This window comes from Aestuariibaculum scopimerae, assembly GCF_059428085.1.
Window position 1 is genome coordinate 156,025 of sequence record NZ_CM182089.1, and the last position, 14,669, is coordinate 170,693.

Sequence of the window (14,669 nt, forward strand, 5' to 3'; positions counted from 1 at the left end):
ACACCGAATGATTGTGAATTTCTTAATTAACAATTTTTCAATTTTAACATAAAAAAATATGCTTTTTTTAATATACACTATAAAAAAATGGGGTATAAATAAAAATAACTTCAAGATTTCTTAAAATACCCCTATAAAATTTGCAGTACAATAGAAAAAATTATATTTGTGTAATTATTACTAATTATTTCATTTATAAAATATTTATTATGGCAAAAATTAAATTAGAATACCTTTGGTTAGACGGTTATTTCCCTACCCAAAACATGAGAAGCAAAACCAAAGTTGAAGAGCATGACGATTTCAAAGGAACCCTTGAAGAAGTTGGAAATTGGTCTTTCGACGGATCTTCTACAAGACAAGCTGAAGGTGGATCATCTGACTGTATCTTAAAACCTGTAGCTATCTATCCAGATCCAGATCGTATTAACGGATACTTGGTTATGACTGAAGTTTTAAATCCTGATGGCACACCACACGTTTCAAACGGTAGAGCTACCATTGATGATGAGGATGATGATTTCTGGTTTGGTTTTGAGCAAGAATATTTTATAATGGATACTAAAACACAATTACCTTTAGGTTTCCCTGTTGGTGGATACCCTGCACCACAAGGTATGTACTACTGTTCTGTTGGTGGAAAAAATACCCACGGTAGAGATTTAGTTGAAGAGCATGCTGATTTATGTATTGCTGCTGGATTAAATTTTGAAGGTATTAACCAAGAGGTTGCTTGCGGACAGTGGGAATTCCAATTATTCGCCCAAGGCGCTAAAAAAGCTGGTGATGAAATCTGGGTTGCTAGATACTTACTAGACCGTTTAACTGAAAAATATGGTTACTACATTGATTATCACCCAAAACCTCTAGGAAAAGATATGGACTGGAATGGTTCTGGTATGCACGCTAACTTCTCTAACTCTACATTAAGAACTTGTGGTGATAAAGAAGTTTACGGTAAGATTTGTGAAGCTTTCCGTCCTGTAGTAGACGAGCATATTGCTGTTTATGGTGAGTTTAACGACCAACGTTTAACTGGATTACATGAAACGGCTGCTATTACAGATTTCTCTTGGGGTGTATCTGATAGAGGTGCCTCTATACGTATTCCAATTGCCACTGTAGAAAGAGGTTACAAAGGATGGTTGGAAGATAGACGTCCAGCTTCTAATGGTGATCCATACAAAATTGCAGCTAGAATTATTAAAACTGTAAAATCTGCCAAAATTTAATAATTAAGTTTATTACTTACTTTGTTCATAATAAAAAAGGGGTTACAAAAATTTGTAACCCCTTTTTTATTATATCTGTTATACTACCCTAAACCACTAAGACCTGGTAAACAGTACATACATAAATACACCATATCCCAAAGCCAAAATAAAGCCTTTTATTTTATTTATTTCAAAACGCTTGGGTAAAAATACCATAGGCAATAATACTAGGGCAAACCCCAGCATCCAGAAAATATCCCTAGAAAGAATTAAGGGCTCGGTTACCGGAATGGGCTTTATAATAGAAGTAAGCCCCAATACCGATGCAATATTAAAAATATTAGACCCCAACAAGTTCCCTAAAGAAATCGCTTTTTCTTGTTTTGCAGCTGCAATTATAGAAGCTGCCAATTCGGGCACACTGGTACCTACTGCTATTAAGGACACCCCAATAACTGCTTCACTTACACCAACAGATAAAGCAATAGCCTTGGCACCATCTACCAACCACTCACTACCAAAATACAATGCCACGGCCCCAATAAGCAACCATACCACAATTTTAAAGTTTGAAACAACGGCTAAGGACTCATCCACCTCTTCTGCTATCTTATCTTTCTTAGTACTACGTATCAGCACAATTAAAAACAGCCACAGCCCTATAAATAATACGCCCCCTTCTATGGCAGAAAGCTGCTCATCATTCCATAAAAAATAATAAAGCAACAAACTAAACAGTACCATAACCGGCCAATTTAGCTTGTAAAACGATTTATCTACGGCTATACTACTTATCATGGCCGTAATACCCAATACCAACCCTATGTTAGCAATATTAGATCCTACTACATTATTAATGGCTATGGCTGGCGAACCCGTTAAGGCTGCTTGCAAGCTTACCAAAAGCTCTGGTGCCGAGGTGGCAAACGAAACCACCGTCATACCAATGACCATTTTTGATATTTTAAACTTAAACGATAAGGCTACGGACGAGCGTACTAAAAACTCACCCCCTACTACAAGAAGTGTAAATCCAAGGATAACCCAAACCAAACTCATAAATATTACTTTTTTGCGAATATACCATTTCGGCAGATTTATACCCTTAAATAATTTTCACATTTATTAACACTCAATGCGTTTGCATTTTAAAGTTTAGTTAAACTTTTTTAATGAAAACCATTATGCAATAATTTTATTGTGGGAATAGAGAGGTTGACAGTCGCAGTACTTGAAAGACCACTAATTTATAATCTAAAAATCGAACTATCTAATAATCTAATAATCGAAAAAACCATAACAACATGAAATAGAGAATTGAGAATTGAGAATTGAGAGTGAGTACAATTAATAATTAAAAACTATAAACAGATGAAATCTAAACATGTATTAAAAATAGGCGTTGGCCTGTTGGCAATTGTGATTTTAAGCTTCATTTCTTTTAAAAGTTTTGCTCATAAAACCACAAATACTGAACGCTCCAAAAACATTCTAAAAGACGGTAATGTTATTGTCACTATCGACAAGAAAGCCAGTGCTGATGATTTTAAAGAGATTAAAAGTATGCTTGATGAATACGATATTGCGGTTACGTTTAGTAACATAGAACGTAATGATCTGGGAGAGTTAACAGCACTTAAAATTGAATTGAAAGCTGGTAGCAACAAAGCTGTTAGCAGTGTAAACAGTTCGTTTCCAATCGGGCAAATTACGTTTGGCCGAAAGGATGGAACCTTGTTTATTTCGCCAAGTAAAACCGAACAGGGCGCCTTTGGCTTGTTTAACCAACCCAACTTGTTTGCCTTTGATAACGATTCTATCATAGGGCAACATTTTAAGTCGTTTAGCCATTTTAATTTTGATGACTTTTTTAACAACGATGATGACGCCTTTTTCTTTGATGGTAAATCCCTGAACATAGACCAATTACGGGACCAAATACAAAAACAGTTTGAAAGTATGTCCCCCAATGGTTTTCCTGGGTTCTTTGAGCCCCAAAATCCCAACCATTTCAATTTTAAGGACAGTCCAAACTTAGATAAGCTTATTATTATTGATGGTAAAACATCAAATTTTGAAACTTTAAACAATTTAGCCAAGGCTAATAAGCTTAAGGCAGTAGACGATTTAAAGCCCGAAACCGCCATGAGTATTTATGGCGACAAAGCTAAGGATGGCGCTATTATAGCGACTACCAAGTAGCCATAACCGGGCTTTTATTCAAGAGGCTGTTTACCCCCCCCTTCTGTTTTAAACAGCCTCTTTTTATTATGTTAAAAAACTAAAAATTTCGTTAAATAACTATATACATAGTTGTATAACTAAAAAAATAGTTATATGTTTGAAATGCACTAAAACAACCCATTGTTGTTCTTCTATTTTTAAAATTAAAACATGGTAACTATATGGATAAGCTAACTAATAAAGAGGAAGAGATCATGCACATTTTATGGCGGCTAGAGAAAGCTTTTGTAAAAGATGTGCTTGCCGAAATAAAAACCGATAAACCACATTACAACACCCTATCTACTATTATCAGGAATTTAGAAGATAAAGGTTATGTGGGGCATCAAGCCTATGGAAAAACCCACCAATACCACCCTATTGTAAGCAAGGAAGCCTATAGAAAACGGTTTATGAACATGGCTATAGATAATTACTTTAACAACTCTTATAAAAATATGGTATCCTTTTTTGCCAAGGAAGAAAAGATAAGTGTTGAAGAGCTTAAAGAGATCATTGCTTTAATAGAAAACAAACAATAATATGGAATATTTATTAAAAGCAAGTGCCGTAGTGGCCATCTTTTACCTATGTTACAAATTGTTTTTACAACGCGACACTTTTTTTGAATCTAACCGATGGTTTTTATTATTGGGCTTAGCAACATCCTTTTTAATCCCGCTGTGGGTTATTCCTGTTTATGTGGCTTATACACCTGTAGAATTACCTGCGTTTATAATGGAAGGTAGTGAGCAAGCACCAACCCAGGTTGTTTCTACATTTAATATTATAGACTACCTACCTCTTGTATATGGTTTGGGCTTTATTGTTTTTGCAACACGCTTTATTGTACGCATAACATCATTGCTCCTCTTAATCTCTAAACACAAAGGCATTAAAAAAGGCCGCTATACTTTTATAGAAACCAAAGAAACGCCTTCGCCTTTTTCATTCTTTAAATGGATTGTATATAACCCCGATTTATTTTCACAAGACGAAATTGCACATATCCTCACACACGAAAAAGTGCATGCCCGCCAATACCATTCTATAGATATTGTAGCGACGCACTTAAGTTGTATTGTATTGTGGTTTAACCCGTTTATATGGCTTTACAATAAAGATTTAAAACAAAATTTAGAGTTTATAGCAGACCAGGTCACTTTAAACCAAGCGCAATGCAAAAAAAGCTATCAATACACCTTGCTTAAAACAAGTATGCCATCCCATCAAATGGCTTTAAGCAATCATTTTTATAATTCATTAATCAAAAAACGAATCGTTATGTTACACAAATCAAAATCAAACAAAATCAATGGCATTAAGTATGCCCTAGTTATTCCTGTATTGGGATTATTTTTAATGAGCTTCAATACCAAAACCATTTATGTAGAAACCAACAAAGTACCAGAACACACATTGTATAAGAGCGCTATAGACTATTTTCCTGTAGACGATTATAATGAAGAAACTACGCCACAGCAAAGGGATGTTAAACCTAATGACTATAACACTCAAGACCCAGAACCCTTTAAAGTTATCATTACCAAAGACTTTACCGATGCCGACTTAGATAGAATCATTAACCAAGCAAAGAAAAAGGGTATTAAACTAACGTTTAGCAACATAAAACGCAACGCTAAACATGAAATTACGGCTATTGAGGCCACCTTTAAAACCAGTAAATCTTCTGGAAACTATAATATGCATGGCCATGAATCCATTAAATCTTTTATGTATTACCAAGACGCAAATGGCTACGGCTTTTCAACCATAGCAGAAGATACTAATGAACACAAGGTAAGCAATAATACTACTGGCCTTAAAACTGTTAGTTATTCAACTAAAAACCAAGAAGCTACAGTTAGTACCAGCAAAGAACCAAATCCATGGGAAATTACCGTAGGTCGTGCTAAACCAAAAAACGCAAAAACCTATAAGCTTTCCAAGGACAGCATTTCTATAAGCTATGCCCTATCAGAACCTAGAAACATTAAGCTTAAAAACAGCATGGAGGAAAAAACACAAGAACCCAAACCGGGTATTACTATTAGACCCTTTCAAAATGGCAAAGAGCCCTTGTATATTTTAAATGATGTAGAAATTTCAAAAGAGGAATTACAGGAGATCGACAATGAAAACGTTACAAGCATAAATGTTATAAAGGATGAAACAGCCACCAAAAAATATGGCGATAAAGCTAAAAATGGTGCTATAGAAATCACCACTAAAAAAGACTGATAACAAATAATCTTCAAAAAAACCTGCAGGGTTTAACCGCTGCAGGTTTTTTATGCGCTCACTTTTTGGCCCACAAATCCGTTGTATAAGTTTTTAGTAATTTTGTAGACCATGAAACAGCAACTATTTAAAATCTTAGCCAAAATAAACAAGGCCGTTTTGCCCAGTTATTCTAAAAAGCGATTAGACCTCGCTAAAGCCAACAAACTTCAAATGGCCATTATTGGCTGGCGGTATTATGTTACCAAGAATGCTTTGGGCTAGTTTTCAGTCGCAGTCGCGGTCGCGGTGCTTACTCAATACTGAAAACTGCAACTGTAAACCGAGACTGAGACTGAAACCGGACTACCCAGTTACAACCTCATGTTTTTCTATAAAACTAGGTTCAAAAGTAACGCCCATGCCTGGGCCCGTGGGTACTTTTACCTTACCATCGGCACCGGGCAATAAGGTAGAGGTTTTACACTCAAACGCCATATCGTCATTAAACGGCTCTTTTAATTCGTGGTACTCGCCTGCATTGGGAATGGCCGATACAAAATGCAACATATATAAATACCCAATGTTAGAGACATGTGGGGTGTGTACTTTTCCCAAAACCTCAGCCATACGTGCCACGCGCATGCTCTGTATCATGCCTCCAAAATAAAACATATCGGCCTGTACAACCTGTATGGCATCATTGCCCAATAGCCATCTAAAGTTTCTCATACTAGGCTCCTGTTCGCCACCAGCTATCTTAATATGCAGCGCATCGGCCACTTGTTTGGTTTCTTCATACCAATCAAAAGGCACGGGCTCTTCAAAAAAATCATAGTTATTGGCTTCCATAATCTTGCCTATTTTTATGGCCTCTTCTACACCATAAGACCCATTGGAATCGGCACACAGTACCATATCGTCCCCAAAGGTTTTTCTAGCCAAAGGTATCAATCGTTCCGAACGGTCCTTAGGTGTTTCTGGATGGCTCATTCTACCACCTACTTTAAACTTTATGGCTTTAGCGTTAGAAACTTCTAGAGCACTCTGCAAGTGTTCTATAGTGGCTTCGGGGGTAATGTAGCGTTCGCTATTGGCCTGGTATAGCTTAATATTGGTATTGTAAACAGTATCGCCTATTAATTGCCCCATAGGCAGGTTGGCCAAATGGCCCAACATATCCAAAATAGCAAACTCCAAAGTGGCCAATGGCACCCACAAGGCCACGCTTTGCAGTTTGTAATTGCTTTTATACACATACACCTCATTTAACAGGGCTTCTAAATCCCTGGCATCTTTCCCTATAAAAAAAGGCTTTAAGCGTTTTACAAAAATGGGGTACAGGGTTTCCATTTGGCTGTTAGAAAACGAGAAACCTTCGGCACCATCAGTAGAACGTACCCTACATATAAAATTGTCCTTGTAACGCAGCAAATCAACCGACTCTATAATCACGGGGCTCGAGAACAGCGCCGTCCTTAAAACAGGGCGGCTGGCAGCGGCATCAATCTTTTGGTAGCGTAAATGGGCCTCATCTACTTGTTGTTTTTCTGCCTTGGTAGTACAGGATGCCAAACTGGGTATGGTAGCGCCCATACCCCCTATTAAAGCGGTTGTTAAAAAGTCTCTGCGATTGGTTTTCATAGCTTAGTGGTTTTCAAAAGGTTAAAAGTGTATTGAAAGATAGGAAAAATTGGGAACAAGACCGCTTTGCTGTTTTAAACAACCTTTGTTCACATAACAGTCATTCCTTAATAGGAAAGCAAAACCATCTGTGGGGATCATTTCAATGTTTCCCCAAATTTTAATGCACTGTAGAACGACTCCTCTCTTCCTTTTCCGAAGAGGGGACGATAATTGCTTTAGCAATTATCAGGGGAGTTAGATAGTCACTACAGGTTTTTTAGTCCTTAAAATGAGAGGCTATTTCATCCAAAACTTGTATCAGGGAATCAAAGACCATTTTGTTCTCAAACCGTAGAACCCTATAGCCAAAACTTTCCAGGTACTTGGTCCGTCTGGCATCATAGGCCTCTGCTAAGGGGTTGTTGTGCACTTCCCCATCCAATTCAACAATCAATCGTTCGGCAGCACAATAAAAATCGACAATAAAATAGCCTATGCTGTGCTGTTTTGTAAATCTTCTGCCTCTAAGCTGTCTGGCCTTTAAATGCTTCCAAAGGAACGCTTCGGCAGGTGTCAGGTTGTGGCGCAATTCCTTTCGGAAATTTTCAAGCTCTTTTTTGTTATGGACTTTCTGGGACATAAAGCGAATATAGATAAAACTTAAATAATTAAATAAGATATGTTTTAAATGTTGTTTTATGCTTTAAAAAAGGCTTACTGTTGCTAAAAAACTCCCCGGATTGTTGTTGCACAATGCCCGCGCGCCTCCTGGCCCCCTTCACTAAATCTTTCCACTGGAAAGATTTTTAACGCTTGGTCCCCCCATCTTCGGAAAAGAAGAGGGGAGCCCATATCGCGTTCCATTTAGTATATCGGGTTAATTTTAAATTGTATATACAGCATAGTTTTATAAAAAGTGGGCGTACTACCAATGGGCAAACCTAACGCCAAGCCCTAGCTATTAAAAAAAACCAATTCGCTATATTTACACCTCAAAAAAATAAACATGACCAAATACTTTTCAATAACCATACTGCTATTTGCAACGCTTGCTATCTGTGGTTGTAAGCAACAGACCAAAAACCCTGATGCTAATAACACCCAAGCACCTACTAAAACTCCTGAGGGTATGGTTTGGATCCCTAAAACCACCTTTACACTGGGTGCCAAAACAAACGATACCTATGCCATGCCACGGGAAAAGCCTGCACACCAAGTAACGGTGGATGGTTTTTTTATTGATATAACCGAGGTGACCAATAAACAGTTTAAGGCGTTTGTTGATGCTACCGATTATGTTACGGTGGCAGAACGCCCTATTGACTGGGAAACCATGAAAAAGGAGCTGCCGGAAGGTACACCCAAGCCCCACGATTCGGTACTGCAACCGGGCAGTTTAATCTTTAATAAAGATGTTAACAAGGTGGCCAATATGGGGAATTATGCCCAGTGGTGGACCTGGAAAGTTGGTGCTAACTGGAGGCACCCTGAAGGCCCCGGAAGCTCTATTGAAGGTAAAGATCTTTTTCCTGTGGTGCACATTGCTTTTGAAGATGCCCAAGCTTACTGCAAATGGGCCCAAAGGCGCTTGCCCACTGAAGCTGAATGGGAAGCTGCTGCTCAAGGTAAGCATGTAGACCAAATTTATACCTGGGGCAACAACCCAGAGGTATTAAACCAAAATGCCAATACCTGGCAAGGGGTGTTTCCTGTAAAAAATATACCTGAAGATGGCTTTGCTTTTATAGCCCCTGTTAAATCGTTTCCCCCAAACAGTATGGGTATTTATGATATGCTGGGCAATGTTTGGGAAATGACCAGCGATTTGTTTAATGTAAATTACTACCAAACGTTAAACCCCACTACCCCATTGGTAAACCCCAAGGGTGCCGATACCAGTTTTAACCCCGACAACCCGTACCAACAAGAGCACGTTATTAAAGGGGGCTCGTTTTTGTGCCACGCCTCATATTGCGCCAGCTTTCGTATTTCGGCCAAGATGGGCATGACGCCCGATTCGGGATCGGATCATACCGGGTTTAGAACCGTGGCTACGCCAGATATGTTGGGTATAAAAAACGAGTAGGCTACTTACCTCTAGGCAACTAGCCTACTTGCCTAGAGGCGAATAGGTAACTCGCCTCTAAGTGAGTAGCCTATTCGGCTTAGGCTCCTAATTGTAGTATGGGGCCAAAAATCTCTTCCCGCAAGCTTTTTCCTTGGTACCTGCTGTTACGAACAATAAGCCTGTACTGCCCATCCACCAAATCATTAGGCAGGTGTATACGTAAGGTTTTGGGGTGATTTTGCCGTATATCGTCCAATGGTGTTTCTACGCCAGTAGCTACATCGGTAAGAAACACGCCCTCGCCCGGAAGGTTGTATTGCAGTTTTAGGTCTTCGCCTTGAATCTGTATGGCATCCCCCTTGGTGATGTACTCGTCCTGGAGTTGTGTTTTTTCGTCTAGCACATGGTTAATCTCAGGACCGGCCTCAGTAGGTGGTACAAATTTTAAGGTAATTTCCGCTAGCCCCTTGGTGAGTACGTTTTTCATTTTTAGGGTAATCACCACGGTATGTCGGTCGGGATCAAAGCGGTCATCAATATTTACAAATACCCCATTGATGTCGTAACGAATGTCCAGATAATCATCAGAGTAGCCTTCCCCCTTACTAATACAGTCGGCCACATAACCCCAATAGGCATGGTGGCAGGCCGTAAATTCGGTTGGTTTTAAAATCGATCCGCTGCGGGTAGCCTCGTTCATATTATCCTGTAGGCTTCGCATAATCAGGTTAATAACTTTTCCCGAACGGTCGTTTGGGTCTTCAGTTGTTAGTTTGTTGTCATACGTTGTGTAATCCATAATTTTCTATTTTAATGGTTAATATTTAGTTTTTCAATTTTCACCTGCTTGCCAGCAGGCTGGTTTTTAGTTTAACTGTCCCTTTCAAGTTGAGATTCTTCGGTCGTTGCCTCCCTTTGAATAACAAACTTTTTACTTTCTACAAGACGCTGCATTGTACCTCCCTAATGACTAATCACCAATCCCGTTATTACCCCTAAGGCAACACCCCCAACCCCAGCGCCCACCAGGCGCCAAAGGTTCTGGCGTTCCTGCTGCTTTAGGGTTTCTTGGGTACTTAGCAGCTGTATTTGCATTTCCGATAGTTTCATGTCGGTAAGCAACAAGCGGGTCTTGATCTTTAGGTTGCTGTTCTTGATGTACTGTAACAGGTCCTGGATGTTGCCGTTCTTCTGTTTAAGGAGTTCCTGCACCTGTTCGATCTGTTGGGTTTCCTGTTCCAGCAGTTTGGTCATGGCCTCCCGGCAGGGGGCACCCAATGGCACGGCAATGCTGTCGGTTGCCTGTGGACCCTTGGTTTGTGCCAGGGCCATGTTGGCTGTTAGTAGGGCTATTAGTAAAGTGTATTTCATTTTGTTTATTTTTCGATAGTTCGATTTTTAGATAGTTCGATTTTTAGATTATAAATAGTGGTCTTTCAAGTACTGTGACTGCGACTGTCAACCTCTCTTTACTCCATTTCACAACAGGCTCCACGCCACCTCCCGCACCTCGGGCATATCGGCCAGTGCATGGGCCAGGGCCCACAGCCTTGTGGCGGTGGCGTCCAGGGTCATGTGGATGGCATGGTCCCTAAGGTGCCATTCCAACAGGGTAATGCTGCCGCGTGACCTTTTTACGGGCTCGAGTATCTGCTCTGCTACGTCTATGGCGGGCACTTTGGTGATGACCTCCAGTGCCCTTGGGCCTTTAGGGCTTTTCATAATGGTTAAGGGAATCTTTTAGGTTCAACAATTTGTCTTTCCACTGCAGCAGCAGGGTGTCCAGCTCGGTATTGGTGGCCCGGTCGCGGGCCTCGTACAGGTAGAGTTTTTGCTGTACCTCGTTTAGGTACTCCTGGGCCTGTACCAACTGTTCCTGGGCATTGTGTATGCGCTGCTCGGCCGCCTGTAGCTTGTGCTGTAGGCTACGGGTGTTCTGTAACTGGACCAGGTTGATGAGCAGCATGAGCAGGCTCAGGGCCCAGCCCAGAAATTTCCAGATGGGGCGCGACATCCTGGCCCACAGGGATATGGGTAATGATTTGTTCATAAATATATGGTTTTAGTTTAGGTCTGTTTTTTTTGCTGTGCCTGCTTTTGGGATGTGCCCAATGGGCCTGTTCGCCCCTGGGTGTTTATATGTTATCGGGCTGTGGATGGTGGCAGCCATGTGCCGGTGTAAGTGGTACCTAGAGCCCGTTAGCGGGCTTTTGATAGATTTGGTAATCATGTGTATTTAGTTTTAGTTGTAGGTCTTTTTACCGTGGCCTGTTGTAATTGTGTATTTATATATGTAAATATATAAAACAATTCATAAATACCAAAGGAATATAAAACTTTTTATAAAATTATTTCGTACTTAAGTGTTATTAGTGTAAGATTTTAGTTTGTTTAAGTGCCCTAGACGGGATTTGGGCACTTTTTAAGGGAGGTATGTTGTTGTTTTAAAACCCACTGCGACCATAAGGATGCGCAATAAAAACAAATGTCAAAATTTGTAATGCATCCTTAGGGGGTTGCAGTGGGGTTTTGGTTTTATTGCTCTAGGGTTTTGGTTTTTGGTTTGGGGTCTCTTATGACTAGGACTTTCATTTCTTTTTCTCCTTTTATCAGGTCTAGGCCGTTTTTTTGCAACCCTTTTTTTACTTCATTAAAATCAGTCATAACAGCTTCGAAATAAATATCAATATTTCCTTCTATTCTTGTTTCGTCTATTAGCGGATAATTTTTAGTGTATTTAGATAATTTATAGTCAAGATTAGATAATAAAACATCTATTGATACATTGGTATAATTTATTCCATCAAACCCATTATTCATTGATTTAGTGCCTCCTTTAGTTTTTATACTATTTTTTCTATTTTTGATTTTAACTAATTTATAGCATGGCATTTTTCGGATTTCTGTATAGGCTATGTATCCGAAGTAATTCTGTAAATCTCGTTGCATTATACCCATAATATTATCTTTAGTAATTCGAGATTCAGGAAGAATTAAACTATAATCATATTGAGATTCTCTAACTTTATTTATTTTACCAGTATTGTCTTTAATTTCTATTATTGGATGATAGTAATAATTTGCATATAGGGAGTCATTACCGTAACCCCAACTTCCATTTCCAAAAAAGGCAAACCTATATAGCATAGAAAAAGGAATATTTAAAACTTGAAATTGTGTTTTTGTGATTTCATATCCTTTGATATCCCATTGAAAAAGAAACATATGACCTTTATTGTCTCTTTTTTTTCTGAACAAAGATCTTTGATCAAAGTCTGTATCTCTACCTCCATTCCCATTGACAAGAAAAGGTTTGTTATAGTCAAAATTATTTTCTTTTACATTTTCACTGTCATAACTGAGGTTTGTAAATTCAAAAGATTGATTATCTAAAAACAATTGAATATTGTCTTTGTTAACTTCAGAAGATCCTGTCACAGCTTCCACAAAACCTTCTTTATCAATCCAAATCACATAAGGAACACCTTTTATCTTAAATTGTTTGGATATAATTGAATCATAAGCAACTGGAAATGGCAGGTTGTATTTTTCTTTATATTTTTCATATGAAGCTTTCGTTTCGTCATGATATTTATTATTAGTTGTACCCACTAATAATATCTGTAACCGATCTCCAAATTCTTTTTTTAATTCTCCTATTTTTGGAAAACTAGTAAAGCAAGAAATACATCCTAATGAAAAAAAATCAATAATCATAGGCTTACCTTTAAGTTCAGATAAACAAATATTAGTATCAACATAATATTGGACATCTTGAAAGCAAAATTCTGGAATTTCCTTTCCTATTACTGGATAACTCTTGTTTTCATTGTTTTGAGCTCCCAAAAAGAATGAAACTGGAATTAAAAATAAACTAATTATACTTTTCATTAATATCCTAAGTTTTGAGTTAAATTAGGGTTATTCAGTATTTCTGATTCGGGTATAGGATATAATACATCTGTAGATTGCCAGTCACTTTTTAAAGAACTAAGTACAGAGTCGGCCTCACCAGTCCGTTTTAAATCCAACCAACGGTGCCCCCATTCGGTAAATAACTCTACATATCTTTCCTGCCTAATTGCTTCTAAAAGAGATGTGCTATTATTAGCTTCAGTATCTAATAAACCAGCTCTATTTCTAATTACATTAATATCAGATTTGGCGCCAGAAATGTTGTTTTGCTGAGCTCTTGCCTCAGCCCTAATCAAATATTGTTCGGCCAGTCTAAATACCATGGAATACTCGGTAAGTGGAGCTCCGCTATTTTGAACTTTATATTTATGAGCATAAAAATAGTCACTCCCATTAATCCTTAAACTATCAACCCATACAATTCTTCGTTTATCATTACTATCAAAACTATTAGCAAGTTTCGAAGTTAAAGAAACTAAACCTCTGCTATTAGATGAGGTTGTATGAAAAAGCCTTGCCTCATAAGTATTATATTCTGGAATCACAGGCAATAACTGCCAAATTGCTTCAGAGCTATTTTTAAGAAAAACATTTTCAAGATCATTATTTAATTTATACAACACCACATTTTCAATAATAGAAGTTGATTCTATTTCTGCGTTTTGCCAATCACCAGTATATAAATAAACTCTGGATAGCAATGCTGAAGCCGTACTTTTATTAGGTCTTGTTTTTTCATCATTAGAAAACGAATAATCCTCTGACAGTTTGGTTTTAGCATCCTTTAAATCTTCTATTATTTGTTGATATACTTTTGATTCTATTGACCTAGGTGCTACATTGTTAATTCGATAATCGGTTGAAACAACCAAAGGAATTTCCCCAAATAAATTCAATAGATAGAAGTGGCAGAATGCTCGAATGAATTTAGCTTCTCCAATTAATTGATTTTTTAGATTTTCAGATACTGAAAAAGAATTTTCTAAACCTTCAATAACAGCATTTGAATAATATATTATTTCATACATTTTGTCCCACAGTGCACTGCTTATATAGGGGTTAGTTGGAATTATTGAATTCAAGAAAAATTGATTTCTATCAGATGAACTTGTGTGGCTAAATAGTTCGTCCGAAGACAATCCTGTAAAATAAGCAACGCTTCCATTACCGCCCGAAGAAAAGGAAGTATTGCTATTAATCATTTCAACATAGATGCCTTTAATTGCTGAAGAAGCTGTTGCATCATCGTTATAAACTGTTTCTGAAATAATTTGATCTTTAGGGGGGTCTATTTCAACTAGATTTTCACATGAGAAAAATGTGATAAATATTATCATTATAAATAATAAATGCGTCTGATAAATTGACTTTATTGTATAGTTTGTTTCTTTCATAATATTTAA

General features: G+C 38.0%; 16 protein-coding genes. 6 read left to right on the forward strand and 10 right to left on the reverse strand.

Going from position 1 to position 14,669, the window contains the following annotated elements; translation table 11 throughout:
- Positions 1 to 209: 209 nt before the first annotated feature.
- The gene (locus AC5SR4_RS00690) at positions 210 to 1,232 is read left to right on the forward strand and encodes a glutamine synthetase beta-grasp domain-containing protein (protein ID WP_495357626.1); all 1,023 of its coding nucleotides are present in this window, start codon (positions 210 to 212) and stop codon (positions 1,230 to 1,232) included.
- 96 nt (positions 1,233 to 1,328) lie between these two features.
- On the opposite strand, the gene AC5SR4_RS00695 is transcribed toward AC5SR4_RS00690, so the two are convergent.
- Entirely contained in the window at positions 1,329 to 2,273 is a 945-nt protein-coding gene (locus tag AC5SR4_RS00695) for a calcium/sodium antiporter (RefSeq protein ID WP_495357627.1), read from the reverse strand.
- Between the two features lie 312 nt (positions 2,274 to 2,585).
- Between AC5SR4_RS00695 and AC5SR4_RS00700 the strand changes: the two genes are divergently transcribed.
- The 4 genes from AC5SR4_RS00700 to AC5SR4_RS00715 all read left to right on the forward strand — a co-directional run bounded on the left by AC5SR4_RS00700 (position 2,586) and on the right by AC5SR4_RS00715 (position 5,942).
- Entirely contained in the window at positions 2,586 to 3,416 is an 831-nt protein-coding gene (locus AC5SR4_RS00700) for a hypothetical protein (protein ID WP_495357628.1), read from the forward strand.
- A 203-nt stretch (positions 3,417 to 3,619) separates the two neighbouring features.
- Entirely contained in the window at positions 3,620 to 3,979 is a 360-nt protein-coding gene (locus AC5SR4_RS00705) for a BlaI/MecI/CopY family transcriptional regulator (RefSeq protein WP_495357629.1), read from the forward strand.
- Position 3,980: 1 nt separating this feature from the next.
- A complete protein-coding gene (locus AC5SR4_RS00710; protein WP_495357630.1) occupies positions 3,981 to 5,678 on the forward strand; it encodes a M56 family metallopeptidase in 1,698 nt (565 codons plus the stop codon).
- Positions 5,679 to 5,789: 111 nt separating this feature from the next.
- Positions 5,790 to 5,942 (forward strand): SsrA-binding protein, encoded by a 153-nt coding sequence (locus AC5SR4_RS00715; protein WP_495357631.1) that lies wholly within the window; start codon positions 5,790 to 5,792, stop codon positions 5,940 to 5,942.
- A gap of 81 nt (positions 5,943 to 6,023) precedes the next feature.
- Here the strand turns inward: AC5SR4_RS00715 and AC5SR4_RS00720 are convergent, their stop codons facing one another.
- Both AC5SR4_RS00720 and AC5SR4_RS00725 read right to left on the reverse strand, forming a co-directional pair.
- Positions 6,024 to 7,301: a mandelate racemase/muconate lactonizing enzyme family protein gene (locus tag AC5SR4_RS00720; RefSeq protein ID WP_495357632.1), complete on the reverse strand. Its 1,278-nt coding sequence runs from the start codon at positions 7,299 to 7,301 to the stop codon at positions 6,024 to 6,026.
- 259 nt (positions 7,302 to 7,560) lie between these two features.
- The gene (locus AC5SR4_RS00725; protein WP_495356048.1) at positions 7,561 to 7,923 is read right to left on the reverse strand and encodes an endonuclease domain-containing protein; all 363 of its coding nucleotides are present in this window, start codon (positions 7,921 to 7,923) and stop codon (positions 7,561 to 7,563) included.
- Positions 7,924 to 8,289: 366 nt separating this feature from the next.
- Between AC5SR4_RS00725 and AC5SR4_RS00730 the strand changes: the two genes are divergently transcribed.
- A complete protein-coding gene (locus AC5SR4_RS00730) occupies positions 8,290 to 9,369 on the forward strand; it encodes a formylglycine-generating enzyme family protein (RefSeq protein WP_495357633.1) in 1,080 nt (359 codons plus the stop codon).
- Positions 9,370 to 9,448: 79 nt separating this feature from the next.
- On the opposite strand, the gene AC5SR4_RS00735 is transcribed toward AC5SR4_RS00730, so the two are convergent.
- The 7 genes from AC5SR4_RS00735 to AC5SR4_RS00765 form a co-directional block, all read right to left on the reverse strand.
- Positions 9,449 to 10,150 carry a DUF4469 domain-containing protein gene (locus AC5SR4_RS00735; RefSeq protein ID WP_495357634.1) on the reverse strand — a complete coding sequence of 234 codons (702 nt, stop codon included), beginning with the start codon at positions 10,148 to 10,150 and terminating at the stop codon, positions 9,449 to 9,451.
- Positions 10,151 to 10,314: 164 nt separating this feature from the next.
- Positions 10,315 to 10,722 (reverse strand): hypothetical protein, encoded by a 408-nt coding sequence (locus tag AC5SR4_RS00740; protein WP_495357635.1) that lies wholly within the window; start codon positions 10,720 to 10,722, stop codon positions 10,315 to 10,317.
- 108 nt (positions 10,723 to 10,830) lie between these two features.
- On the reverse strand, positions 10,831 to 11,073 hold the full coding sequence (locus AC5SR4_RS00745; RefSeq protein ID WP_495357636.1) for a hypothetical protein: 243 nt from the start codon (positions 11,071 to 11,073) through the stop codon (positions 10,831 to 10,833).
- Positions 11,060 to 11,401, reverse strand: a complete 342-nt coding sequence (locus tag AC5SR4_RS00750; RefSeq protein WP_495357637.1) for a hypothetical protein — start codon at positions 11,399 to 11,401, stop codon at positions 11,060 to 11,062. The genes AC5SR4_RS00745 and AC5SR4_RS00750 overlap by 14 nt, the downstream gene beginning before the upstream one ends.
- A 12-nt stretch (positions 11,402 to 11,413) precedes the next feature.
- Positions 11,414 to 11,581: a hypothetical protein gene (locus AC5SR4_RS00755; protein ID WP_495357638.1), complete on the reverse strand. Its 168-nt coding sequence runs from the start codon at positions 11,579 to 11,581 to the stop codon at positions 11,414 to 11,416.
- Positions 11,582 to 11,886: 305 nt separating this feature from the next.
- On the reverse strand, positions 11,887 to 13,242 hold the full coding sequence (locus AC5SR4_RS00760) for a TlpA family protein disulfide reductase (protein ID WP_495357639.1): 1,356 nt from the start codon (positions 13,240 to 13,242) through the stop codon (positions 11,887 to 11,889).
- On the reverse strand, positions 13,242 to 14,660 hold the full coding sequence (locus tag AC5SR4_RS00765; protein WP_495357640.1) for a RagB/SusD family nutrient uptake outer membrane protein: 1,419 nt from the start codon (positions 14,658 to 14,660) through the stop codon (positions 13,242 to 13,244). Before AC5SR4_RS00765 ends, AC5SR4_RS00760 begins: the two co-directional genes overlap by 1 nt.
- Positions 14,661 to 14,669 lie beyond the last annotated feature (9 nt).

What these genes read in the sequence shown, in the direction of transcription:
- AC5SR4_RS00690 (WP_495357626.1), top strand. Translation starts at nt 210, where the DNA reads ATGGCAAAAATTAAATTAGAATACCTTTGGTTAGACGGTTATTTCCCT.
- AC5SR4_RS00695 (WP_495357627.1), bottom strand. Translation starts at nt 2,273, where the DNA reads ATGAGTTTGGTTTGGGTTATCCTTGGATTTACACTTCTTGTAGTAGGG.
- AC5SR4_RS00700 (WP_495357628.1), top strand. Translation starts at nt 2,586, where the DNA reads ATGAAATCTAAACATGTATTAAAAATAGGCGTTGGCCTGTTGGCAATT.
- AC5SR4_RS00705 (WP_495357629.1), top strand. Translation starts at nt 3,620, where the DNA reads ATGGATAAGCTAACTAATAAAGAGGAAGAGATCATGCACATTTTATGG.
- AC5SR4_RS00710 (WP_495357630.1), top strand. Translation starts at nt 3,981, where the DNA reads ATGGAATATTTATTAAAAGCAAGTGCCGTAGTGGCCATCTTTTACCTA.
- AC5SR4_RS00715 (WP_495357631.1), top strand. Translation starts at nt 5,790, where the DNA reads ATGAAACAGCAACTATTTAAAATCTTAGCCAAAATAAACAAGGCCGTT.
- AC5SR4_RS00720 (WP_495357632.1), bottom strand. Translation starts at nt 7,301, where the DNA reads ATGAAAACCAATCGCAGAGACTTTTTAACAACCGCTTTAATAGGGGGT.
- AC5SR4_RS00725 (WP_495356048.1), bottom strand. Translation starts at nt 7,923, where the DNA reads ATGTCCCAGAAAGTCCATAACAAAAAAGAGCTTGAAAATTTCCGAAAG.
- AC5SR4_RS00730 (WP_495357633.1), top strand. Translation starts at nt 8,290, where the DNA reads ATGACCAAATACTTTTCAATAACCATACTGCTATTTGCAACGCTTGCT.
- AC5SR4_RS00735 (WP_495357634.1), bottom strand. Translation starts at nt 10,150, where the DNA reads ATGGATTACACAACGTATGACAACAAACTAACAACTGAAGACCCAAAC.
- AC5SR4_RS00740 (WP_495357635.1), bottom strand. Translation starts at nt 10,722, where the DNA reads ATGAAATACACTTTACTAATAGCCCTACTAACAGCCAACATGGCCCTG.
- AC5SR4_RS00745 (WP_495357636.1), bottom strand. Translation starts at nt 11,073, where the DNA reads ATGAAAAGCCCTAAAGGCCCAAGGGCACTGGAGGTCATCACCAAAGTG.
- AC5SR4_RS00750 (WP_495357637.1), bottom strand. Translation starts at nt 11,401, where the DNA reads ATGAACAAATCATTACCCATATCCCTGTGGGCCAGGATGTCGCGCCCC.
- AC5SR4_RS00755 (WP_495357638.1), bottom strand. Translation starts at nt 11,581, where the DNA reads ATGATTACCAAATCTATCAAAAGCCCGCTAACGGGCTCTAGGTACCAC.
- AC5SR4_RS00760 (WP_495357639.1), bottom strand. Translation starts at nt 13,242, where the DNA reads ATGAAAAGTATAATTAGTTTATTTTTAATTCCAGTTTCATTCTTTTTG.
- AC5SR4_RS00765 (WP_495357640.1), bottom strand. Translation starts at nt 14,660, where the DNA reads ATGAAAGAAACAAACTATACAATAAAGTCAATTTATCAGACGCATTTA.